The following is a 22,032-nucleotide window of genomic DNA, read 5'->3' as shown; positions in this document are numbered from 1 at the left end:
ACGAGCCAGCCCACTATAAACAAGAAAATGTTATCGATCACATTAAAATGTGAAAATGCGTCAATATAAGATTTAAAAACGTGAGAGAGCGCTACATTTACGCTTTAACTCTAATTCAAAGAATTGTTAAAACACTTAACTAACAATAAGTTAAATATTCAACAGTGGAACAAAGAGTCTAGAAGGGTATCCGATAAAATTAACGGGACTTATGGTCAAAATAACAAATTAGGAACGTTAGCGACGACGTCTTCCCAGCCAAAAACTATCGTCTTGTAACACATTATATTCATCCACTTCGACGTCAAAGGTTTCGTCAGCAATCACGTCGCCGTCAAGCTCAATAGTCATTCGCCAATTGCCACCTTTATTATCAACCGGAGCCCAAATAGTATCGCCTAAGTAGAACGTCCAGTCGTTGTCAGTCACATGCTCGCTTCCTTCAAAAGGCGCCATAACCTCACCTTCCTCATCAGGAATCGATGGATGGTCAATACACCATTGAATCAAGCGTCCTTTAGCTTTTTTAATATTGATAATTAAACCAAATTCAACATCAATTTCAGCAATAATATGGCGCGTATATTCTTTAATTTGAGGAAGTTTTTTACTTGTCTCGTCCCATCCGTCATAGATACCAACACAAACAACACGCGCACTATATTTTGATTTAGCCATTGCAGTTTTCAAGAGAAGAAAATGATAGGCAGCATTTTAAACAAAACACTCCCCGTACGCACTTGATTCATGGCCGCAAGCCAAGTTAGTTCAATTCAGCCAACATTGCTTCATTATAGTCAACTATGGCCTCGCTCTTTTGGATCTTTGTTGCGTAATACGGATTGGCGATCATCGGGCGTCCAATCCCTAACAAATCAAATTGATTGTTCTGCACCGCTTCACGCCCCGTTGCTGCTGTGTAGCTACCCACCCCAACTAAGGTATGTGCCGAATGTGATCGCATGTACGCCGACATAGAACCTCCTAAATATTCAAATGTCATGGCGTCATCAAAAACGCCCACATGCAGATAAGCAATACTGCGCTTATCAAGTTCCATCAATAAGTAGTCAAAAACGGCACGATCACGCTCATCGCCGTCCATATTGAAATAAGCACCGGGAGACAATCTCAAACCCACTTTATGCGCACCAACGGCGTCAACAACACGGTCAACCACAGCCAACGCAAAGCGAGCCATATTTTCTGCACTGCCGCCCCACAGGTCTTCTCTAACATTGCTTGCATAATGCAAAAACTGATCAATTAAATAACCATTGGCACCATGAATTTCTACGCCATCAAATCCCGCTTCGACTGCGTTCTTAGCTCCTTGAGCATAGGCCTCTATCCACCCTTCAATAATCGTATCTGTCGCTTCAACAGGGACTTCATAGGTGGCTTCACGCATTCTTGGAACAGAGCCTTCAACCCCTAACGGCGAAGGTGCATAAGGGGTATGGCCGCTAAAGTGTGAATGAGCGACACGGCCACAATGCCAAAGCTGACAGAATATCTTACCTTGATGCTCGTGCACTTTTTGAGTGACTAATTTCCATCCCGCAATTTGTTCAGCGCTAAAAATTCCAGGCGTATTGATGTAGCCTTGGCCTTCGGGACTAATAATTGTGGCTTCACTGATAATCAACCCGCAATCAGCACGTCGCGCATAATACTCAGCCATATTAGGAGTTGGCACTAATTTGTCTGTCGCCATACAACGCGTCATGGGCGCCATGATGAGCCGGTTCTTTAAAGTTATGTCAGAGTTGAGTGTGTACTTTTCAAATAAAATATCGGTGCTCATGAATCAATGTCCCTTCGTTTTTAAATTGCCTAGCGTAAACATGAAGTAAACGTAGTGAGTCGAGTGTGAGCGTTTTGTTCGCTTTCAAGATGTGAAGCAAATCACCCTCTGCATACAAATCGAATTTGAGTTACCGCTACCACTACCATATGCTAGTTCAACTTTAGTGCGATGAAATCACCTGCATATAACCGTGCCTAGTTTTAACACTTTTAGATGAGCGGGTATTGCAGCGTTGAGCCGGTTCATATTCGGTTTTGATGCTCCGGTTGCGCCTTGCAGACATGATCACTGCATGAAGTACAACAAAAAACGCTCGAATATATAAACACTATAGTTGCCAAATAATTGCGGCAAGACGTGTTGCTATCAGCCGCATTGAGCGCTCAATAACGTAAGAGTATAGACCCTATGCTAAGTGCCAAACATGTAAAAACCATCTCCAATGTTGATGCGCAAAACATTCAAGAAATAGTGGCAAAGTCTGATGAACCACTGCTACTGAAGGGGCTTGTGAGCCAGTGGCCATCGGTTCAGCATGGCTTACAATCAGCAGATTCACTGTGTCGTTATTTGTTGAATTTCTATCAGGGAAAACCAGTCGTTGCTATGGTGGGAGAGTCGAGTATTGAGGGACGATTCTATTACAACGAGACCATGACAGGGTTTAATTTTGAGCGGAAACAGGTCAATCTTAAATTGGTACTACAACGCCTGTTGAGCGATTTAGGGGCCGACAGCAAATCGATTTATGTCGGAGCCACATCGTCACAGCAATGGTTTCCTGGATTCTCAGAGGAAAATCAACTGAGCCCAACGAATGAAGATGTGGATCCATTAATCTGGATTGGCAATGAATCCACGGTCACCACTCATTACGACTCCGTCGACAATATCGCTTGCTGTGTTGCGGGTAAGCGTAAATTCACGCTCATTCCTATGTCACAACTTGAAAACCTATATGTTGGGCCACTGGAATTTAATATGGCAGGCCAACCTGTAAGCCTCGTTAATTTAAAGTCACCAGATCAGTCGATACACCCAAAATTTTCCAAAGCGATGGAACACGCCCTAGTTGCAGATTTGGAACCAGGAGACGCCTTGTATTTACCACCATTGTGGTGGCATCACGTAGAGTCATTGTCTGAATTTAATGTGTTAGCCAACTATTGGTGGGATGGTTCGGGGGTTCATGGCGGCAATCCTCTTTACGCGCTTATGCATGCTATGATGACGATTAGAGACTTGCCAGAGGCTCAAAGAAATAGTTGGAAGGATCTATTCGAGCACTATGTATTTAAAGCGTCCGAAGGCAATCACGCTCACATCCCAGAGCATGCTCGGGGATGCACAGGTGAATTGACGCCAGCGGTCATTCAACATACCAAGAAGTTCATCAAAGATCGCTTATAGCGATGAATAACTGTGTGAGCATAGCAAGCACCACCGAAGACCAAGCGAAAGGCCTTCGATAAGGTTTAAAGTATTACAGCGCTTGCTCGGCCAATTGCTCATTTTTAGCCGCAATCAATTGTTTTACATGGCTAACTGAATTCATCATGGCGAGCATTTTAGGTACGTAGCCTGCCTTTTCAAACTCAGTTTTTGCCTGCTCTGGCACTTGGTCAAGTTCATCAATATTGATGCTGTACAGACCTTCAAATTGGCGACGAGAACCATCATCAAAACTAATGTCCAAATTAACCGGCTCGACTAAGTCGTTCGCAAGTAATAGCTCTACAAAAAGTTGTGTGTCTTCGTATCCCTGCTTTAACTCTGCCAGCAGCGACACGATATATTCTAAATAGTCACTGCGCTTGCCAGCAATAAACAAAGGCTCTCCCGTTGCTTCTTGAACCCGTGGATTGTCCATATCAATGCAAAGCGAGGCCAGTTTGTCATTGCCATGTGAATCTAAGAAAAACGGCTGCCTAAGTATGTTTAATGGCTGTACGGGGGTTCGCCAATTTTTATCTTTAATGCACAAGTTCTCGCCCACTTCAAAACCAAAAATAGTGACAAATATAAAGTTGGAGTTTTCACGTTCTTTCATTAAAAAAACAGGCAAGCATGATGCTATTTTCTCAATCTCGCTAGGCACCACTGGCACCATATCAATCACGGGGTTTAAGTGAGCAGAGTTCTCAATCTGAACTTTGGTATTTTTATGACTGATGTCATCCACTAAAACTAACTTTGTCATACCCTATTATCCTTCTTAAACCTTTTGAAAGCCGTGTGTCTTTAATTTCATGAGCAAATCTCGATTAGTCGGTAAGTGCTTGCTTAACTTCTCTGCATGTTTCATATTCTGTTGAAATTGCATATTGCCGAATTTAATCTCTTTCGCGCTTAAGGGGTGAGCTCCCGCTTCTGTCTCAAAGCCCATCCCATACAACACATACTGATAACTCGCCGCGGGAAACACTTCATTGATTCTGGAAAAGTCATGATTCCAAGGGTGATGATATTTCCAAAGCGTCATCAGCTCTTTTAAGCTTTCTGGTATCGTCGCAGGGTCGCAATTGTCTCGCCAAAATGCGGTATCTTTGCGCTGAGTAAGAACGTAGTGCAGCTTGAGAAAGTCGATAATGCGCTGCCAACGATAATCGAAGGTGTCGTTAAATCGTCGAGCCACAATATCCATCGTCTGCCTATTCGCAGGTAATTGCTCTGCAATCATTGAGGCTGATAGCTCAACCAATACAAGTGCAGATGCCTCAAGCGGCTCCAGAAAACCTGCCGACAATCCCACAGCGACACAATTTCGGTGCCAAAATTTTTCTCGATGGCCTGAGTTAATTGGAATCTCTCTAAACTCATATTGGCTTGGATTTTCTACCCCAGTATCCGTTAGATACTGGCGTAATTCTTCACTCGCACGCTCTTTAGTTGTGTGCCGACTTGAATAAACATGCCCAACACCTCGTCGCGTGGGCAAACCAATGTCCCAAATCCAGCCTGACTCTTGAGCCGTTGAGATGGTGTGAGACGCAATCGGATCATCTGCATTTTTATAAGGAACTTGCACTGCCAGTGCGCGGTCGATAAACAATACATCAGCACAAGATTTGAAGGGTACATTTAAGTGTTCGCCGAGCAACAGTGACTTGAAGCCTGTACAATCGATAAACAAGTCGGCTTCCAGTGCACCATTCGACTGTGTTTCTACCGAAGCAATATCGCCGTCATCAAGACCATTCACTGTGGTCACGTCATCCAGCACGTGTTGAATGCCCAGATTTTCAATGCAATGGCGTTGCAAAAAAGCTGAAAACTTTGCTGAGTCCAAATGGTATGCATAATTCGCAACTGCGCTGTATTCAGGCGTACTCAATTGCTTCGGTGCTAAATTTTTCTCACAGAGATGTTCTTGAAAACAAGTGGCGGCAGAAAAGGATTTGTCCTTGCCGTGTTGCAGCCAGTAAGGAGCTAAATTGCCCTCAAAAAAGCCTTGCGGCAACACCAGTGGGTGGTAGTAAGCGTCGTCTTTTGCGCCAGTGACCCATTGAGCAAACTTTGCTCCTTGCTTAAACGAAACATCACACTCTCGAATAAAATTTGTTTCAGAGATACCCATTTTCTCAAGCGTTGAACGCATCGTCGGCCAAGTTCCCTCGCCCACTCCGATGGGTTTGATGTTGGGCGACTCCACCAATGTGATTGATACTCGTTCACCGTGGGCAGCAGCTATTGTTCCTGCGGTCATCCAACCGGCTGTGCCGCCGCCAACGATTAGGATCTTTTCTATTTTTTTCATACTACAACCTCGGTACATTACGTACCTGTAGAAAGACGTTGGTTCTTGCGTTTTACCAAATTACCGAGTTGGCTCAACGAGCCAATCATCATATAAACACTCTCTAGCAAACCGGATTTATGCATCGCTACAATCTCATCTGTGGGCAACGCTCGGAACTTGTCTTCATCTATCGTATATAAGCCATCAAATGTTTGAACGTGACCGTCAACTAGCGTGATCTTGATATTGAGTGGAGTGATCAATTGCAGAGTCGATAAGCGCTCAATGTATGAGCGAGATACATTTAATCCAGTGATGAGTTGCGATATTTTTTGGTGCCCAAATTTCAGGGCATCCGTTGCTTCACCGTTGCTAAACAAGGCATTGCCCGTTCCAACTCGAGGGTTTTCGACCTCGACGCCTAAGCTAGGCACTCTAACGGTTTCGCCTTTATCATTGGTCTTGTCTGAAACTGAAATGGTAAAGGGGCGTCGAGCAATATTTAACGGTACATAAGGAACATCCCACCCGTGACCTTCAAGCAATAAATTTTCGCCCGCCTGAAATCCCATAATGGCGGCAAAAATAAAACTACCGGTGGTCGCATCTTTAGTAAATAGAATCGGAAAATAGCCCATTAAATGCCTGAATTCATTGGGCACAACATCCACAATATGCACTTCATCTTGACCGTGAGCATTGCGATTCAGGTCTATCTTTAGCATTGCATGTTTAACCGGATCAATTGTTTCTATTTGAGACATCTACTTCAATACCTTGATGTTGAGGCGCAGTTCATAGAACCTGCAAACCGTATTCATGGATCTTATTTAACAATTCTCGATTGGTAGGCATACGGGACAAAAATTCCCCCGTTATCCTTTGATTCTGTTTCATCAATTCAAATGCTTGACTCGCACCTTCTTTCGATTGCATGTAATCAGGCACCTCAGTTTTGAAGCCCATTCCGTAAAGTACATATTGATAGCCAGCCGCAGGGAATACTTCACGGGTATGAGTAAACTCATCACTTTCAGGGAAACGATATTTCCATTGTAATAATTGTTCTTTGAGCGTTTCAGGTATGGTCGCCTCATCTCGGTTTGCAACCCAAAACGGTTCGTTTCTTTGGCTCAATGTATAATGCAGCTTGAGAAAGTCGATAATCCTCTGCCAATGATAGGACATGTCTTGATTGAACTTCTGGGCCACGATTGGAATGGCTTCTTTGAATAGCGGTAAACGTTCACTTAATAGCGTTGCAGCATACTCAACTAACGCTAATGCAGACGCCTCTAGTGGTTCCAAAAATCCTGCTGACAAGCCAATTGCTACGCAATTGTTCTTCCAAAAAACCTCTCGATGACCACTTTTAATGGGGATGTATCGCACTTCAATTGAATCTGCTTTATCGCCAATTGATGCTCTTAAGTACTCACGCAATTGCAGCTCAGCCTTTTCGCGCGTGATGTATTTACTACTAAACACATGCCCAACACCTCTACGATGAACTAATCCAATATCCCATATCCAACCTGCTTCTTGCGCGGTTGAATGCGTTGCGGACGCAATTGGATCGTCATCTTCCTCATAGGGTACTTGAGTTGCAAGCGCACCATCGATAAACAGAACATCACTTTTATCAACAAACGGAACCTCCATATATTGGCCCAATAAAAGCGAAGAAAAACCGGTGCAATCAATGAAGATATCCGCATTAAAACACCCTGTATTTCGAAGTGTTAGGCTTTCAATTTCATCGCTGTGGTTGAAGTTCACGTGATCGACATGATCGGATAAATAGGACACGCCAAGAACCGAAGTGCAATGATGCTTCAATAACTCTGAGAATTTTCCAGCATTAAGGTGATAGCCATAATTGGCCATGTCCTCGTATTCTGGCGTGGTAATTAGCTTTGGCGCTCGTTGCTGTTCACATAAAGCTTCTTGAAAACACACCGCATTTGAAAATGATACGTGCTGCTCATGCGGCTTCCAATACGGCACAATCGACTTTTCGTAATACCCAGCCGGGGTTGTAAATGGCTGATAGAAAAACTCTCCGGGCGTATCATTGACCCAGTTTACGAATTTGGAGCCTTGCTTAAACGATGCATCGCATTGACGAATAAAGTCGGTCTCTGAAATTCCGATCTTTCGTAAGGTGTCACGCATAGTTGGCCAAGTGCCTTCGCCCACTCCAATGGTTTTCACATCGGGAGACTCAATAAGCGTGACCGAGACGCCCTTTCCAAACCCGTGTTGTGCGGCAACTAACGCAGCGGTTAGCCAACCTGCACTTCCTCCGCCCACCACCGCCAACTTTAAAACTCTATCGTTGCTCATCAATCACTACCGAAAATGAAGCGTTAAAGAAAATTTTTTCAGTCGTATTTACTGGAACAAAACGACCAATTGATACCGCTATCATAGCGTAATTCATTCACTTAAATCGTTAGAACAAAGGGCCTATGCAAGCGAGATCACACTATTTTTCACATAAAAAAAGCCACCCGAAGGCGGCTTTGAACACACTTATTTTAACAACTAGTATGTACCGCGAATACCAATCGCATAACGAGCACCATACTGTTCAGCTCGAACAAGTTGGTTGTCATAGCGACCGTGTTGACGGAACTCTTCTTCAAGAACGTTGATACCTTCAAAGAATACTGTGAGGTTCTCATTGATATCGTAACTCGCATTCAAGTCAAGCTGGCCATAGGCTTCTGTAAATACAGGTTCGTTAGAGACACGCAATTGACCAATGCCCGCCAAGAACTCGTCACGCCAATTGTAGGCTGCACGAACTTGGATACCGTCTTTGTCATAGAAAGCTACAAAGTTAGCTGAATCACTTAAGCCGGTTAACGCGAACGCCTCGCCAACTTGTGTCACATCATAATCAACATCGCCATCCACAAACGTTGCGTTGGTCTGAATACCGAAACCTGAATCCCAGAACATATGTTGAAGGGCGATTTCCCAACCATCAACTTTCGCGTCTTCACCATTTTGAGGTGCTGTCGTATTGAAAGATGCAAGCGGATCACTGTCTAAGCCAATAATTGCACAATCAGCGCCACCAGTAGCAGGGTCTAGGCCAAGTACAGCGTTACCACAAGTACCTGCAGCAAAACGAATACCTTGGAGAGCTGCCAACACGTCGCCTTGGACAGAAGGGTCAGAAACAGACGCTTTTGCAGCTTCGGCATCAGGCCCGAATGCTGGGTCTGTTAACCCTGCAATTTCTTGATCTGACGATGTATTAACAATGAAGTTTTCAACGATTTTCTTAAAGTAACCCGCGGCAACATAACTTCCTTCGTCATAATACCATTCGAGTGATAAGTCGAAGTTCTGCGCTAAGTAAGGCTTCAGGGCTGAGTTACCGGCATTGGCATTTAAGTTACCAAAAGCTTTGGTTTCTCCAATTGCCACTGTTTCACGCATCGCATTCAAGTCAGGGCGAGCCATAGAATTGCTGTATGAGAAACGTGCGATGACGTCTTCAACAATCTCGATGTCCATGTCTAAGCTTGGCAAAAACTCAGTGTAGCTACTGTCACGGTCAGTGAAGAACTCTTCACCAGTGTTCGTCACAGCCATCTCATTACCTGAGTTCCAACGCAAGTGCGTGTATTCTGGCGCTAAGCTGCTGCCATTGACTTCTGTGCGCTCATAGCGAACACCGGCCAACACATTAAGAGGCATGCCATTGAATTCACTTTGGAAGTCAAAAGACGTGTACAAAGCGTAGGTCTTTTCTTCGATAAAGTGGTTTTGAATGAGGTTGCCATCATTGAATGTCGTCAAGTAATCTTCAGTGATTGTCTCACCATAAGCTGGGTGAGATTCACCGATGTGATCGTCATACCAAAGTGATTCAAGTTGATTAATATGCGCATCAACATCGTATCGGTATAGGTATTCAGGCAGGGGGCCTTTGCTGAAGTCACTTAACAGGCCATTTAATGGAATTAATTCCCAACCATCAGTGTCAACATTACCGCGAGAAGCAAATGGGAAATTCGCATTATAATAGCCGGTACTGCGCTGGGACTGACGACGTTGAGTGTTGGTTTCATACTTAGTGTAATCAGCACCAAAACGAATTGCATTTAAATCACTGTTGCCGTCATTTAACCAAGTACCGGCAAGCTTAAACTGGTCTACGTCTGTTTTTTGATAAGTGCCGTTCGAAGCAACAAACAAGGAACCAATGTTTTCTTGATCATACAAACTGTCAGTATAACCGTGGGTATTCCCGGCATTCAGTAAATCAATAGACATGCCTGGAATATCAGTACCAAGGCCGTAATCCATTGTCACGCCACCTACGTTACCCACACCTGTGATTGCAAATGTTTCGTTGGCGTTTTTGTCTGGCTGAGCTTCAGAAGTAGAGCTGTGCGCATCGAACACTAAATCTAGGCCGTCATTCACTTGCCACTTAATGTTCAATCCAATCGAGTCGTTTTCGGTTTCACGCTTGTCAGAATAACCAAAAAAATCTACGTTGGAGTCTGTTTGAGTGAACTTAGTAACTGTACCGTTGGCATCGACATCACCAGTAATACCACCACCACCATTAAACCATACACCCAGCTGGTTGCGTTCTATTTCGTCCTCAAAGCGAGACATTGTGTAGTCTAGTGCAACCTCAACTGAATCGATTGGTGCCCACTGCAATACCACTTGACCATTGATACGTTCACGCTCGTGATCAGACACGTCAACGTTGAAGTTCTGCGGCATCCAATAGTGCTCAGTTGCTGGGTTAGCAAAGTTCAAGTTTTCTCTTGGGATCGCATTGAGATTTTCTGGTAACCAACCATCAGACGCAGAAATTTCTTCGCGGTTGTCGCGTTTTTGATACGAAGCCGCCACTAAAATACCGAATGTATCGTCAGCAAATTTAGTCGAGAACATACCTGAGATATCAGGAGTGATGTTGTCACCCTTTTCTACTGTTGTGTCATGAACACCTTTTGCAGAAAAGCTATATTTTGTTTCATCAAAGTCAAAGGGTTTACGCGTTTGAATATTAATTGTTGCACCGATACCGCCCGATGCATTGCGTGCCTTCGCTGTTTTATAAACCTCAACGCCACTGACTGATTCAGAAGCAATTTCGTTGAAGTTAAATGCTCGTGAAGAATTCACGTTGCGGTCGGTTGCAGCCGTAGGCATCGTACGCCCGTTCAACGTAACTAAGTTGAAGTCTGGGCCGAAACCACGAACGGTCACTCGATTACCTTCGTTATTTTGACGGTCAATCGAGACACCCGTAATACGCTGCAACGATTCAGCTAGGTTAGTGTCTGGAAATTTACCAATATCTTCTGAAGAGATAGCGTCTACAACACCAGCAGAGCTTCGCTTAATATCAGCAGCTTTATTCAAAGACCCGCGAATACCGGTCACCTGAATTACTTCCGTTGTTTCATCAGTCGGTGCCGCCTCAACCGCTTCAGCTTCTTGAGCCAAAGCGCTATAGCTTGTTGCGCTCAAAACTGAAGCAACTGCTAGTGATAATAACTTGGGCTTCATTGCGTTTTGCATTGTTTTCCCCTTTCCCCTGGATTTTGTTTATTGAGTTATTTTTAGTACATCAGCCGTTGTCGCGGTTAATTCGACTATAAAATTATGTTATCGCTAACACTGATGTTGATGACGAAGCTAACAAAGCGATAAAGTTTATGCAACACCATCACACATCACTTTATACGTAGAGAATTATGAGCAAATCATTGTTTTAGATCAGCCTAGCCCCACATGCGACAATTTAGATTGTGGTACCGGTCACAATATCAACCATTTGCAACCTTAAAACTTGGTGAAATGTCGAATTTTTAAGGCTGACGCCCAAACACAACCATCGAAATGATAATCACAATCAATGAGAAAATGACTCATAGGAAATATACATAAATGTGATTTAGATCTGATTAGAGCAAAAGCTCACGTGTTGTTCTAGCACTCTCATAAAAGACTATGTCAGCAGACTGAAAGGAAAATAAAACTAAGAAGTGTATAGGTGTGCCCCTAGAATCAGGACAAGAGTGCAATAAAAACACCAGATATAAGAACGTAGCCACCAAAAAACAGTTTGACTGTACGAACGTGAAATAGTCCCACAATGGTTTTAGCGGCAATGCCACCTAACACGGCAGCAGGGCCAGCAAATAATACCACCGGCCAAACTACATGAGGCTGCTCCCATATATGATGATAAAGACCGCTCCAAACGGTGATTGCAGACACAATCACAGCAGCAGCAATGGCAAGGGTCACTTTATAGCCTCTCAGAATTAGGTATACCGCTAACAATTCGCCCACACCAACCGATAGCCATGCTGTGATCACCCCTCCTACAAGGCCAATCACAGCAAATGCAACATAATCAACATATGCATGACTTTGATGCTCTTGCGGCGGTTTTCCAACCAAGGTTATATAGAGGGTCGCTATTCCTAAAAAGACTGAAAAGGCACTAAACACATGATGCATTGCGACAGGAGCGCCAATACTCGATTGATAACTAAAGCTCAACCCGATCACTGAGCATACAGAGGCGAGTAACACCACGGATGGCAAAGGCCGCCAACTCAGCTGCTCTGCCTTAAGGTTGCGATAGTTGAGAAACCAAGTCACTGCGCCTGCCGTCATGCCAAAACTTTGTATAGCGAAGCTTGTTGCAACTGACTCTTGTTCAGAAAAACCCAACTGGTGAAACATTGGAATAAATACAACGCCCCCACCCGCTCCTGTGGTGTTGGCAAAAATAGCCCCCACTAAACCCAGTAGTGAAAATGAATAATATTGCAAAAGCTCAACAGTGTGCAGGCCATAGACAACCAATATCCATATGAATATAAATACAGATAATCCAATAGCTTTATAACTCAGGGGAGATGGGGCTTGCTTCAATTCAATTACTCAATTAACCAGTTTTAACCATCAGGTAGGAATATTCGTGATCGACAGATTCTGCACCATACCAATTGTATCGCTATGAAATAAAGAACAAAGCTTTACGCTTGTGTTATCTGTGAACTGTAAACAGTGTCAGGTATGATGCTCTAATTGCTAATATCTCACTGCTTGTTCAACGTCTAAGGCCTTCATGTCAGATCACATGCCCATTTCCCGTTTTAATCCAAGTATTTGGGTGCGTAATCGGCACTTGCAAACGATTTGGTCTCGATTGTTTCCTCGCAAGCAATTGGTTTCGCTCAAAACATGGCATATTCCTAGCTCCGATGGCGAACAACTTAATTTATGCATTGCCAACAACCTTCCTATTGAATCAAAAGGTATTGTGGTTCTTTTGCATGGCTTGGAAGGCTCCGCACAATCGGATTACATTCAAGGCATGTTTCAAGCACTCATTCGACATCAATTCACACCAATGGTATTAGAATTTCGAGGCTGCGGATCTGCACAAAACTTAAAAGAGCGCGCATACCACTCTGGCGAAACCAGTGACTTATCGCATGTCATTGAGGTTATTCGAGCCCAACACCCTACTCAGTCAATTAGCGCAATCGGCTATAGTTTAGGCGGTAATGTGCTGGCGAAATACTTAGGGGAAATGGGTGAGCAATGTCATTTAAGTTCAGCAGCAATTGTCTCTGCCCCACTGGATTTAGCAGCCTGTGCAGCTCAAATGAATACGTTCTCGGCATCGATTTATCAGAGTCACCTCATTGATTCGATGCAGCAAAAGCTCATCGATAAGTTAAAACGCGTGGAATGGCAAACGTTTACTCCGCCCAGCCCAAACGACATATTGAAATTGAAAAGCTTTTGGCAATTCGACAATACGATTACCGCGCCATTGCATGGCTTTGATGATGTACACGACTACTATACACAAAGCAGCGCAAAGCAATTTTTAAAGGCGATCCATAAACCGTGCTTAATTATTCACGCCAAAGACGATCCTTTCATGAACGAACATGTAATTCCGTTAAAGTCGGAACTCTCTGCAAGCATAGAATATTCATTGCAGGATTACGGTGGGCATGTGGGATTTATTAAAGGGTCGCCGTGGCGACCCTATTACTGGCTAGAACACACGGTTCCGAACTGGATTGAATCGCAGCTCTGTGACGTTATAACGTCTTAATCCATAGTGTACAGATCTGCAATATTATCCAAACCTGAAACAGAGACCTTCAAGTCATTGATAATGCCGTCTTCCAGTCCGTAGCACCAGCCATGAACCGTGAGTTCTTGACCGTCACGCCATGCGCGTTGAACAATCGTCGTGTGGCATACGTTCGCTACCTGCTCTCGGACATTCAATTCACACAACACATCAAAGCGTTTTTGCTCGTCTTCAATACGTTCAATACGCTGTTGATGCATACGATACACATCTTTGATATTGCGTAACCAATTATCGATTAAGCCAAGAGGTTGGTTATGCATCGCTGCTTTTACGCCGCCGCAACCATAATGCCCAACCACCATGATGTGTTTGACTCTCAACACTTCAACCGCATATTGAATCACCGATAAGCAATTCAAGTCGGTATGAACAACCACATTGGCAATGTTACGGTGAACAAAGACTTCACCGGGTAGTAATCCAACGATCTGATTAGCAGGAACCCTTGAATCTGAACAGCCAATCCAAAGGTACTCTGGGCGCTGCTGCTCTGACAATTTCGAGAAGAAATCAGGCTCCGCATCAACTTTTGTTTTGGCCCATTCCTGATTTTGCTTAAAAAGCTGCGTGATTACTGGCATTTACAACCCCTCTTTATTGATTCAGATCATTATATTCAAAGCGAAAGAACTGTCACTGTATTTGTAAGAGGTCAGCTAAGCTATCCCCAAATATTTATGAGTTTGAACCGATAATCGCCAGTTTCGCTCAATACAAGTGTCCATGCAGAGCTTGGTCGCTCTCGCTTTTTGGCTGATGGGCTGCAAACAAATAAATACATCCGACGCATCAAGTTCAGACTCAGCCAATAGCGCATCTAAATTCTCAATGTCGGACTCGCGTGCAACCGGGTGTTTAATTTCATCGGCGCGTTGCATAGCTGCTCGAAGCACTTCCATACCGCCTTTCATGGCAACTTTTGGCGAAACAGTCACCCACACCCGATCGTTGACTAAAACTTCATATGTACCGCTGGTTTCAATCTGAATTGAATAACCTGCTTCAATCAGGGTATCGGTTAATTCAGACAGATCATACATACAGGGTTCACCACCGGTGATCACCACATGGCTTGCCTTGAAATTTTGTTTTTGAAACAAAGCGATAAGCTCAGAGCCTGTCAATTGAGTGTATTGTGGAGAGTCCAACCGTTTGGAAATAATGACATGGGTGTCCACTTCATCTTCTTTGAGCACATCCCATGTGTGCTTGGTATCGCACCATGAACAACCCACAGGGCAACCTTGCAGGCGCACAAACAAAGAAGGCACGCCAGAATGCACTCCCTCGCCTTGAATCGTTTGGAAAACCTCGTTCACTGGATACTTCATGCTGCCGTTTACCTCAGATTTAGGTAGAATGCCCGTCTTATACGGGATCCTAGCAGGTCAGGCAAGATTATGGGTAACAAAGTCGTCGTCATTTATTCAGGTGGAATGGATTCTTTCACCGTTTTAAACCGCGCCATTCGGGATGGCAATGAGGTTTACGCACTCACATTTAACTATGGCCAACGCCATGTGAAAGAAATTGAAGTCGCACGCAACGTCTGCGAGCAACTTGGAGTTCAGCACAAGGTGATTGATATTCGAGAAATTAATGCATTGCTTGGGGGAAGCTCGCTAACCGATGACATTGATATCCCGGAAGGCCATTACGAAGAAGAAAGCATGAAATCCACAGTGGTTCCAAACCGGAATATGGTGCTTTTATCGCTTGCAATTGCGTATGCAGTTTCGATCAAAGCAAACGCAGTTCACTACGGCGCGCACAATGGTGACCATGCAATTTATCCCGATTGCCGTCCCGAGTTTGTACACAAGATGAATGAGGTGTCTTTACTAGCCAACTATGAGCCAGTCTCCATCGTGACCCCGTATTTAAATAGCTCTAAAATCGAGATATTAACAGACGGGTTAAACATGGGACTTGACTACGCCACCACTTGGACTTGCTACAACGGCCGAGAAAAAGCGTGTGGTAAGTGCGGTGCATGTGTAGAACGCCTAGAAGCTTTTAGAGAAAATGGTGTGAGCGATCCAATTGATTACGAAGCTTGATGAAACACATTGAGTGGCAGGGCTTCTTCGCCCTGCCATTGGTATAAATCAACGCCACTATGAGTAGCACAACACCCACCATCACAGGCGCCTTGAGACGACTTTTTAAGTCGCCCCCGCATTACCAGTAAACGGAGCATACCTTCTATGGCCTGCTCACTGGATTTCATTTCCCGCGCAATCATGGTCAGCGTCATGGGCCCCTTTTGCTGCACCAATGTTTCTATCTTAGGGAGCATAAGATGTCTCATTTCGTGATAATAAACGTTGTTGAACCCAAGTCACTCGCAATGCTAAAAAGATAGCAAGTGGTACTAACAAAGAAACAACACCAATAGTCAATGAACCACCGCGTCCAACATACCAAGTCGCCACTTGATAAAAACCAGTTGCAAAGCAGTACGCCAACGCTGTGGTCCACACACCTATAAATGTAGCCCAACGCGTGCCTAATTCACGTGCAATGGTACCCGTAGCACTAGCACATGGAATGTACATCAGTACAAATAGCAAATAAGCAAATGCGCCGATGGCGCCATCGAATCGTTTTTGCATCTCAACAAAAGTCGACTTGCTGACCTCTTGCGCTTCTGATGCTTCATCTTGATCTGCTACATTACCAATGTCGATACCCAGAGGATCTGCCAAAGCTTCACCAATCGCTACAAAGTTATCGGCAACGCTACTCAATGCTTCATCGAAGCGACCCATCAATGAAAACTCTTCGTCTTCCGACGACTCTGTTTGATAGAGGTTATTCAGCGTGCCAACCACAACTTCCTTGGCAAATACGCCGGTGAAAATGCCCACTGTAGCTTGCCAATTGTCATCCGTAATCCCCATAGGATGAAACACTGGGGTAATGGTTTTGCTCACTTGGCTCAATAATGATTTTTCGGTGTCTTGGTTACCTAACGAACCGTCAGTTCCCAACGAATTGAGCAGGCCAATACATGTCACCATGATCACGATGATCTTTCCGGCCCCCAGCACGAAGCCTTTGAGCTTTTGCCAAGTTTTAAGTAGTACAGCCTTGAGCTTAGGGCGTTCATAATGTGGCAGTTCTAGCACGAAACTTGAACTACTTCCGAGTAACAAGGAGTGACGTAATACCAAGCCTGTCAATACTGCCATTAAAATGCCGATGATATACAACAGGAATACTATATTCTGTCCAGTAGACGGAAAGAAAGCCGCGGCAAATAAAGCGTAAACCGGCAGACGCGCGCCACACGACATAAAGTGAGACATAGCACTGGTAATAACACGTTCTGACTCATTCTTGAGTGTTCTTGTTGCCATTACAGCTGGTACGGAACATCCAAAGCCCATGATCATGGGAACAAAAGCTTGTCCCGGCAGACCCAACCGGTGCATTAACCGATCCACGACTACTGCCGCACGTGCTAAATAACCGGACTGCTCAAGTACCGTTAGGAATAAGTACAAGCAACCAATAATTGGAATAAAGGTACTGACCGTTTGAATACCTGCCCCAACGCCGTCGGCAAGCAATGCCGTGACAATTGCAGGGCTCCCAATCGATTCAAGCAGCAAACCAAAGCCATCCACCACAACCGCGCCCACAGCGATATCAAAAAAGTCGATAAAAGCGCCGCCCACATGAATCGTGAACATAAACATGAGGTACATGGCGGTGAGAAAAATAGGCATTGCGAACCAGGGATTCAATACCACTCGGTCAATTTTCGCGGTGACTAACTCGGCTTGTTCAGTGGGGTCAGTTAGCACCTCCTGGCACACTTCATTGCACAAATCATAACGACGACTAGCAATATCTAACTCCACATCTCCAGCAACCGGCGCATCGCCTCGATAATGTTGATCGATTAAGTTGATAAGCCGTGACAGACGTGACGATGCAGTTTGCGACTCCAGCCATTGCTCAATATCACTCGCATATGTTGGAAAACAATTAGAAGTTGTAGCGATCTGAAGTGAAGCGACAATCTTTTGCAAATAGGTGTTAGGCGACGTTGCGTTCAGCTCTACAACAGGCGCGCCAGCTCGGGCCGACAGCGCTTCTATGTCGATTTCAATGCCTTGCTTAGCGGCTACATCAGCCCGCGTAATCACCACAATAAATGGCAAATTTAACTCTGCAAGTTGCGTTGTGAGATAAAAGTGGCGTTCAATGCATGTGGCGTCTAGTACGTTAATCAGCAAATCGGGCGGATTTTCTATCAGGTAGCGCAGTGTGACACGCTCATCCGCTGAACTTTGTTGTTGTGGAATAAGGGAATATACGCCTGGCAAATCGACAATTTCGGCTTCATATTCGCCTTGCATCATCTTGCCTGATTTTTTCTCAACCGTAATACCGGGAAAATTTCCCACTCGTTGACTGAGGCCAGTTAGACCATTAAATAATGTGGTTTTACCCGCATTAGGATTGCCTACAAGAGCAATACGTGGAGACTTCATTATGCGAGTTGAACCTCTATTTCTTTTGCAACATCATCACGCAACATCAATTGCGTGCGCTTCACTTCAATTTGGCATCCAGCACCGTAAGGTGCCGAACGCACGTAGGTTACGGCTGCGCCAGGCACTAAGCCGAGATCCATCAGTTTACCGCGTGCAGGTTGCTTGCATTGAATCGCCCTTATAAGAGCTTTTTGATGGGGCTTTAATCGATCTAATGTCATTGGAAACCAAAAGTTAATATAAATAATAATAGTTATCAATTACAAATCATAATACAAATTGTCCCAATCCCCAATACTTGTGTGGTACGGCTGACTTAACTGGGAACAAATTGCCTTTGCTGCGCAACCATATACTCGAACGGCGTTAATAAACCTTGATATTGCTCATTTTCATGCCATTGAGTCAGCAAATGATAAGCTGCTTCTATTGTTGCCAAGCCACCTTGGACATTACTCTTTCGAATGGCATATGTGCTAGTTTTAGGCAATAAGAGCGCGACTCGTGGCACCGACTGCAATTGTGGAGAGCTCAGTAATATTTCGCGGGTGTTGCGCCAAGTGCCGTCAAGTATAATCGCGACAGGCGTTCCACCGTGTTCATTTATTTCAGATTTAATCCCTGATACCGAAACAATAGGCTCACCTGTATACAACAAAAATGGCCAAGCGCGTTTTGGCATTGCCTCAGACAAAGCCCCTTCTGACAACGACCATTGGGTACCCGTGAGTAAGGTTGACTGAATAATTGAATCACGAACGATGCGAGCAGTATTAAAAGGATGATTTTGTTCATCAGGGTGCTGTAGTATCACTATCGGAAGATCGCTTGAGATACGCTCGATTAGATGACAGTGGCACAATGTTTGAGGGCGCAAACATTGGCTGCAATTCAGACGCTTATTCAATTTCACAAAAACTCACTCAATAGGCCGCTATGGTAATTCATCGTTTGGTGCATTGGCTCCCCATCTTGCTCATACCTTTGGTTTCAACCACTCTACTGATGTGTTGGCCTCAAAGTATTGACAGTGCTCTGGCGTATCAATCCGATCGACCATTAGTCTCTCAATTATGGGTGCTGCTCTCTGCGCCATTGTTACATACAAACTTGTATCACCTCATCATGAACTTAGCCGCCTATGTTTTTTTGTGCGCGTTCAATGAAGGAAGTTTAAAAGGCTGGCGCATTGTTGCAGTCACATTGCTTATGGGGGCAGTCTCTACGGCCTACTTTGCATGCTTAAATGATAGCCTAACCAGCCTTGTAGGTCTGTCTGGAGCGCTACACGGGTGTATGGTCTATTTAGCGATACGAGAATTTCGTTCAGCGCCATTAATTATGAGTACGTTATTGGTGGGAATTTGTATCAAGATAGGTTGGGAATTATTCAACGGAGGAAGCGCTGTGTCAGCGCATCTAATTGATGCGACTGTAGCAGTACAAGCCCACGTTGGAGGGGCATTAGGTGGGCTTATTACTGCGCTATGTGTCGGGTATGTAAAACGCTCAGACAATCACGTATTGCCCGAGCAGTGATAAATTTACTAAATGTTTGCTAACGATTGATTAATCTGTTGAAGCACCTGTAAAGGATCTTGAGCTTGAGTAATCGGACGCCCAATCACTAAGTAATCTGCACCATCTTCAACCGCTTTTTCCGGCGTCACAATACGGTGTTGATCTCCTGCATCTGCGCCAATCGGGCGGATACCCGGAGTGACTAAGACAAAATCTTTACCTAGACGGCTTTTGAGCATGCGCGCTTCTCGCGCCGAGCAAACCACACCGTCGAGCCCTGCTTCTTGAGTTAATGACGCCAAGCGACGAACTTGCTCAAACGGTTCGACTTTCCAGCCAATGTCTCTGAGGTCGTCGCTGCTCATACTCGTCAGCACGGTCACAGCAATAAGCTGGGGGGCATCGGCACCATAAGATTCCAGTGACTTTTTTGCAGCTTCCATCATGCCGCGCCCACCACTTGCGTGCACATTGACCATCCACACACCGAGATCAGCAGAAGCGGCAACGGCTTTCGCCACAGTATTTGGAATGTCGTGAAATTTTAAGTCGAGAAATACATCGAATTTACGCTCAACCAAACTTCTAACAAATGACGGCCCAAAGTAAGTAAACATCTCTTTGCCGACTTTCAACCGGCAACTGCCAGGTTCAATACTATCGACGAAATTTAGCGCTCGATCTTGGTCGTCATAATCCAACGCTACGATTACTTTTGAGTCTGTCATGAGAGTCCTCTTGTGAATTATTCGCCGTCTAAACCACGGACGGGTTTGGTTTCGCCCCAGCTTTTACAGGAAGGGCATTGCCATTGCAATATATTGCTCGAGAAACCGCAGCTTTGGCAACGGTACTTAGGTTTAATGGATAATTGTTGGCCAACAAGTTTTTGCAGTGTCGCTAAGCTGCTGCGAGCTTCTGGCTCTACTATTCGCGCTACATGGTATTCCATATAATGGAAAAAACCTTTCAGCGACGGAAACCGTCGGAGTTGGCCAAGCTCTAGCGTTTCTGCATCTTTTTCTAAGCCTTGTTTTTTCAATAGTTCAGCCAACACAATGACAGCAGATGCGCCTGCGCCCTTCTCGACTGCATGAATCAAAAAGTGTTGAAATTGCCCTTCCATATCTAAGCGTTGATAGCATTCTGATAATGGCTTTATCACCTCAGTGACCAATTCAATATCTTGCTCAACAACATGCTGAAAATGTTCAATTGCCTGCTGCCAATGCCCCTGTTCCGAATGCAATTGGCCAAGCATAATACTGGCTCGCACGCAGCAGGCATCGACCTTCAACGCTTTTTTAAGAAACTTAACTTTAACGTCGCTGCCAACTCCCTTCGACTCTTCTGCCAGCTCACAATAAAACTGGGCAATTATTCTGGCTGTATTCGCATCAATAGATAAGCGTTCAGCATAGAAGATGGCTTGCTTCCAATCTTTCAACTGCTGATAAATTGAAACAAGTTCTTGAGTGGCCTGCTCGCCGTGACTCTTAGTGCCCGCGATGGATTTATAAAGATCTTCTGCTCTATCGAGCAAACCCGCAGCGGTAAAATCACGAGCAAGCTCAAGTGCGGCAATATTGTATTGCTCTTGACTGATCTGGCTACGCTCAAGGATGTTTTGATGAATTTTGATGGCTCGATCAACTTCACCCCGTCGACGAAACAAGCTGCCGAGCGCCATGTGTGTATCGATGGTGTCATTATCGACTTCGATCATGTCGATGAAGAGATCAACTGCTTTGTCAGCTTGATCTGATAATAGATAATTCAGTCCGGCAACATATTGCTCAGACAGTTGTTGTTTCTGATCACGCTGATTTTGAGTTGCACTGCGCCGCCCCATGTACCAACCATAAGCAGCGGCAATTGGAAGTAGCAGAAACAACAGCTCAATCATAATTACTGTTCAGCCGAATCAAGTTGCTTTTGAAGCTTCTTGTATTTTCGAAGCAATCGTCCATGTTTCATCCGTGCAGAAAAGTAACCAGAAGCCGTTGCTAACCAGCCAAGAAGAAATCCAGCGACTAAAACACATGCCACTACAGCAGGAAAAGAGAATGTATCTTTCGCGATGAGATAATTGACCTCTATTTGCGTATCGTTTTGAGCACCAAAGCTTAAGCCCAATACGACAAATAGAATAATGATCACACAGGTTATAAATAATTTCATATTAAACCGTGGGCTCTTTTAGATTTGTAAGCTTTATTATCGCAAAAAAAAAACGGCACGCCTATTGAGCATGCCGTTCTTATTTTTACGAATT

The 22,032-nt window shown here is 44.5% G+C and carries 21 protein-coding genes; 4 read left to right on the top strand and 17 right to left on the bottom strand.

Features of this window, described 5'->3' with window-relative positions; all coding sequences use genetic code 11:
* Window positions 1-237: 237 nt before the first annotated feature.
* Together NAF29_RS06775 and NAF29_RS06770 are read right to left on the bottom strand one after the other, a co-directional pair.
* Window positions 238-678, bottom strand: a complete 441-nt coding sequence (locus NAF29_RS06775) for a DUF3859 domain-containing protein (RefSeq protein ID WP_251260720.1) — start codon at window positions 676-678, stop codon at window positions 238-240.
* Between the two features lie 85 nt (window positions 679-763).
* A complete protein-coding gene (locus NAF29_RS06770) occupies window positions 764-1,807 on the bottom strand; it encodes an alkene reductase (protein ID WP_251260719.1) in 1,044 nt (347 codons plus the stop codon).
* Window positions 1,808-2,218: 411 nt separating this feature from the next.
* Here NAF29_RS06770 and NAF29_RS06765 point away from each other — a divergent pair, with 411 nt between their 5' ends.
* Window positions 2,219-3,220 (top strand): cupin-like domain-containing protein, encoded by a 1,002-nt coding sequence (locus NAF29_RS06765; protein WP_251260718.1) that lies wholly within the window; start codon window positions 2,219-2,221, stop codon window positions 3,218-3,220.
* Window positions 3,221-3,293: 73 nt separating this feature from the next.
* On the opposite strand, the gene NAF29_RS06760 is transcribed toward NAF29_RS06765, so the two are convergent.
* The 6 genes from NAF29_RS06760 to NAF29_RS06735 all read right to left on the bottom strand — a co-directional run bounded on the left by NAF29_RS06760 (window position 3,294) and on the right by NAF29_RS06735 (window position 12,380).
* Window positions 3,294-4,010, bottom strand: coding sequence for a SapC family protein (locus NAF29_RS06760; protein WP_251260717.1), 717 nt, complete (start codon window positions 4,008-4,010; stop codon window positions 3,294-3,296).
* Window positions 4,011-4,025: 15 nt separating this feature from the next.
* Window positions 4,026-5,567: a tryptophan halogenase family protein gene (locus NAF29_RS06755; RefSeq protein ID WP_251260716.1), complete on the bottom strand. Its 1,542-nt coding sequence runs from the start codon at window positions 5,565-5,567 to the stop codon at window positions 4,026-4,028.
* A 17-nt stretch (window positions 5,568-5,584) separates the two neighbouring features.
* Window positions 5,585-6,313 carry a SapC family protein gene (locus NAF29_RS06750; RefSeq protein ID WP_251260715.1) on the bottom strand — a complete coding sequence of 243 codons (729 nt, stop codon included), beginning with the start codon at window positions 6,311-6,313 and terminating at the stop codon, window positions 5,585-5,587.
* A gap of 31 nt (window positions 6,314-6,344) precedes the next feature.
* Window positions 6,345-7,895, bottom strand: coding sequence for a tryptophan halogenase family protein (locus NAF29_RS06745; RefSeq protein ID WP_251260714.1), 1,551 nt, complete (start codon window positions 7,893-7,895; stop codon window positions 6,345-6,347).
* 201 nt (window positions 7,896-8,096) lie between these two features.
* Entirely contained in the window at window positions 8,097-11,114 is a 3,018-nt protein-coding gene (locus NAF29_RS06740) for a TonB-dependent receptor (protein ID WP_251260713.1), read from the bottom strand.
* Window positions 11,115-11,603: 489 nt separating this feature from the next.
* Window positions 11,604-12,380 (bottom strand): sulfite exporter TauE/SafE family protein, encoded by a 777-nt coding sequence (locus NAF29_RS06735; protein WP_251260712.1) that lies wholly within the window; start codon window positions 12,378-12,380, stop codon window positions 11,604-11,606.
* A gap of 298 nt (window positions 12,381-12,678) precedes the next feature.
* On the opposite strand from NAF29_RS06735, the gene NAF29_RS06730 reads away from it, so the two are divergent.
* The gene (locus NAF29_RS06730; protein ID WP_251260711.1) at window positions 12,679-13,683 is read left to right on the top strand and encodes a hydrolase; all 1,005 of its coding nucleotides are present in this window, start codon (window positions 12,679-12,681) and stop codon (window positions 13,681-13,683) included.
* Here the strand turns inward: NAF29_RS06730 and can are convergent.
* Both can and queE read right to left on the bottom strand, forming a co-directional pair.
* Window positions 13,680-14,309 carry a carbonate dehydratase gene (can, locus tag NAF29_RS06725; RefSeq protein ID WP_251260710.1) on the bottom strand — a complete coding sequence of 210 codons (630 nt, stop codon included), beginning with the start codon at window positions 14,307-14,309 and terminating at the stop codon, window positions 13,680-13,682. The genes NAF29_RS06730 and can overlap by 4 nt on opposite strands.
* A 75-nt stretch (window positions 14,310-14,384) precedes the next feature.
* Window positions 14,385-15,059 (bottom strand): 7-carboxy-7-deazaguanine synthase QueE, encoded by a 675-nt coding sequence (queE, locus tag NAF29_RS06720; protein WP_251260709.1) that lies wholly within the window; start codon window positions 15,057-15,059, stop codon window positions 14,385-14,387.
* Window positions 15,060-15,128: 69 nt separating this feature from the next.
* On the opposite strand from queE, the gene queC reads away from it, so the two are divergent.
* Entirely contained in the window at window positions 15,129-15,788 is a 660-nt protein-coding gene (queC, locus tag NAF29_RS06715) for a 7-cyano-7-deazaguanine synthase QueC (RefSeq protein WP_251260708.1), read from the top strand.
* Here queC and NAF29_RS06710 read toward each other — a convergent pair.
* From NAF29_RS06710 to NAF29_RS06695, 4 genes are all read right to left on the bottom strand, one after another.
* Window positions 15,776-16,027 (bottom strand): FeoC-like transcriptional regulator, encoded by a 252-nt coding sequence (locus NAF29_RS06710; RefSeq protein ID WP_251260707.1) that lies wholly within the window; start codon window positions 16,025-16,027, stop codon window positions 15,776-15,778. The two genes, queC and NAF29_RS06710, sit on opposite strands and share 13 nt — an antisense overlap.
* Window positions 16,017-18,233 (bottom strand): ferrous iron transport protein B, encoded by a 2,217-nt coding sequence (feoB, locus tag NAF29_RS06705; RefSeq protein ID WP_251260706.1) that lies wholly within the window; start codon window positions 18,231-18,233, stop codon window positions 16,017-16,019. The genes NAF29_RS06710 and feoB overlap by 11 nt, the downstream gene beginning before the upstream one ends.
* Window positions 18,233-18,457, bottom strand: a complete 225-nt coding sequence (locus NAF29_RS06700) for a FeoA family protein (RefSeq protein WP_251260705.1) — start codon at window positions 18,455-18,457, stop codon at window positions 18,233-18,235. Before NAF29_RS06700 ends, feoB begins: the two co-directional genes overlap by 1 nt.
* Before the next feature lie 95 nt (window positions 18,458-18,552).
* Window positions 18,553-19,149, bottom strand: coding sequence for a tRNA-uridine aminocarboxypropyltransferase (locus tag NAF29_RS06695; RefSeq protein ID WP_251260704.1), 597 nt, complete (start codon window positions 19,147-19,149; stop codon window positions 18,553-18,555).
* Window positions 19,150-19,172: 23 nt separating this feature from the next.
* Between NAF29_RS06695 and rrtA the strand changes: the two genes are divergently transcribed.
* On the top strand, window positions 19,173-19,775 hold the full coding sequence (gene rrtA / locus NAF29_RS06690; RefSeq protein WP_251260703.1) for a rhombosortase: 603 nt from the start codon (window positions 19,173-19,175) through the stop codon (window positions 19,773-19,775).
* A gap of 8 nt (window positions 19,776-19,783) precedes the next feature.
* Here the strand turns inward: rrtA and pyrF are convergent, their stop codons facing one another.
* The 3 genes from pyrF to NAF29_RS06675 are packed head-to-tail and all read right to left on the bottom strand — an operon-like array spanning window position 19,784 to window position 21,938.
* Window positions 19,784-20,485: an orotidine-5'-phosphate decarboxylase gene (pyrF, locus tag NAF29_RS06685; RefSeq protein ID WP_251260702.1), complete on the bottom strand. Its 702-nt coding sequence runs from the start codon at window positions 20,483-20,485 to the stop codon at window positions 19,784-19,786.
* 17 nt (window positions 20,486-20,502) lie between these two features.
* Window positions 20,503-21,663, bottom strand: a complete 1,161-nt coding sequence (lapB, locus tag NAF29_RS06680) for a lipopolysaccharide assembly protein LapB (protein ID WP_251260701.1) — start codon at window positions 21,661-21,663, stop codon at window positions 20,503-20,505.
* 2 nt (window positions 21,664-21,665) lie between these two features.
* Window positions 21,666-21,938 carry a LapA family protein gene (locus NAF29_RS06675; RefSeq protein WP_251260700.1) on the bottom strand — a complete coding sequence of 91 codons (273 nt, stop codon included), beginning with the start codon at window positions 21,936-21,938 and terminating at the stop codon, window positions 21,666-21,668.
* Window positions 21,939-22,032: the final 94 nt, after the last annotated feature.

The sequence above is a fragment of the Echinimonas agarilytica genome (assembly GCF_023703465.1).
Classification (GTDB): domain Bacteria; phylum Pseudomonadota; class Gammaproteobacteria; order Enterobacterales; family Neiellaceae; genus Echinimonas; species Echinimonas agarilytica.
This window is presented reverse-complemented; position numbering and strand designations above follow the sequence as displayed.

Coding starts and splice junctions, on each gene's coding strand:
- NAF29_RS06760 (WP_251260717.1), bottom strand. CDS start 4,010: ATGACAAAGTTAGTTTTAGTGGATGACATCAGTCATAAAAATACCAAA.
- rrtA (WP_251260703.1), top strand. CDS start 19,173: ATGGTAATTCATCGTTTGGTGCATTGGCTCCCCATCTTGCTCATACCT.
- queE (WP_251260709.1), bottom strand. CDS start 15,059: ATGAAGTATCCAGTGAACGAGGTTTTCCAAACGATTCAAGGCGAGGGA.
- feoB (WP_251260706.1), bottom strand. CDS start 18,233: ATGAAGTCTCCACGTATTGCTCTTGTAGGCAATCCTAATGCGGGTAAA.
- NAF29_RS06765 (WP_251260718.1), top strand. CDS start 2,219: ATGCTAAGTGCCAAACATGTAAAAACCATCTCCAATGTTGATGCGCAA.
- NAF29_RS06750 (WP_251260715.1), bottom strand. CDS start 6,313: ATGTCTCAAATAGAAACAATTGATCCGGTTAAACATGCAATGCTAAAG.
- NAF29_RS06740 (WP_251260713.1), bottom strand. CDS start 11,114: ATGCAAAACGCAATGAAGCCCAAGTTATTATCACTAGCAGTTGCTTCA.
- NAF29_RS06730 (WP_251260711.1), top strand. CDS start 12,679: ATGTCAGATCACATGCCCATTTCCCGTTTTAATCCAAGTATTTGGGTG.
- NAF29_RS06775 (WP_251260720.1), bottom strand. CDS start 678: ATGGCTAAATCAAAATATAGTGCGCGTGTTGTTTGTGTTGGTATCTAT.
- queC (WP_251260708.1), top strand. CDS start 15,129: ATGGGTAACAAAGTCGTCGTCATTTATTCAGGTGGAATGGATTCTTTC.
- NAF29_RS06700 (WP_251260705.1), bottom strand. CDS start 18,457: ATGACATTAGATCGATTAAAGCCCCATCAAAAAGCTCTTATAAGGGCG.
- NAF29_RS06745 (WP_251260714.1), bottom strand. CDS start 7,895: ATGAGCAACGATAGAGTTTTAAAGTTGGCGGTGGTGGGCGGAGGAAGT.
- can (WP_251260710.1), bottom strand. CDS start 14,309: ATGCCAGTAATCACGCAGCTTTTTAAGCAAAATCAGGAATGGGCCAAA.
- pyrF (WP_251260702.1), bottom strand. CDS start 20,485: ATGACAGACTCAAAAGTAATCGTAGCGTTGGATTATGACGACCAAGAT.
- NAF29_RS06710 (WP_251260707.1), bottom strand. CDS start 16,027: ATGCTCCCTAAGATAGAAACATTGGTGCAGCAAAAGGGGCCCATGACG.
- NAF29_RS06755 (WP_251260716.1), bottom strand. CDS start 5,567: ATGAAAAAAATAGAAAAGATCCTAATCGTTGGCGGCGGCACAGCCGGT.
- NAF29_RS06675 (WP_251260700.1), bottom strand. CDS start 21,938: ATGAAATTATTTATAACCTGTGTGATCATTATTCTATTTGTCGTATTG.
- lapB (WP_251260701.1), bottom strand. CDS start 21,663: ATGATTGAGCTGTTGTTTCTGCTACTTCCAATTGCCGCTGCTTATGGT.
- NAF29_RS06770 (WP_251260719.1), bottom strand. CDS start 1,807: ATGAGCACCGATATTTTATTTGAAAAGTACACACTCAACTCTGACATA.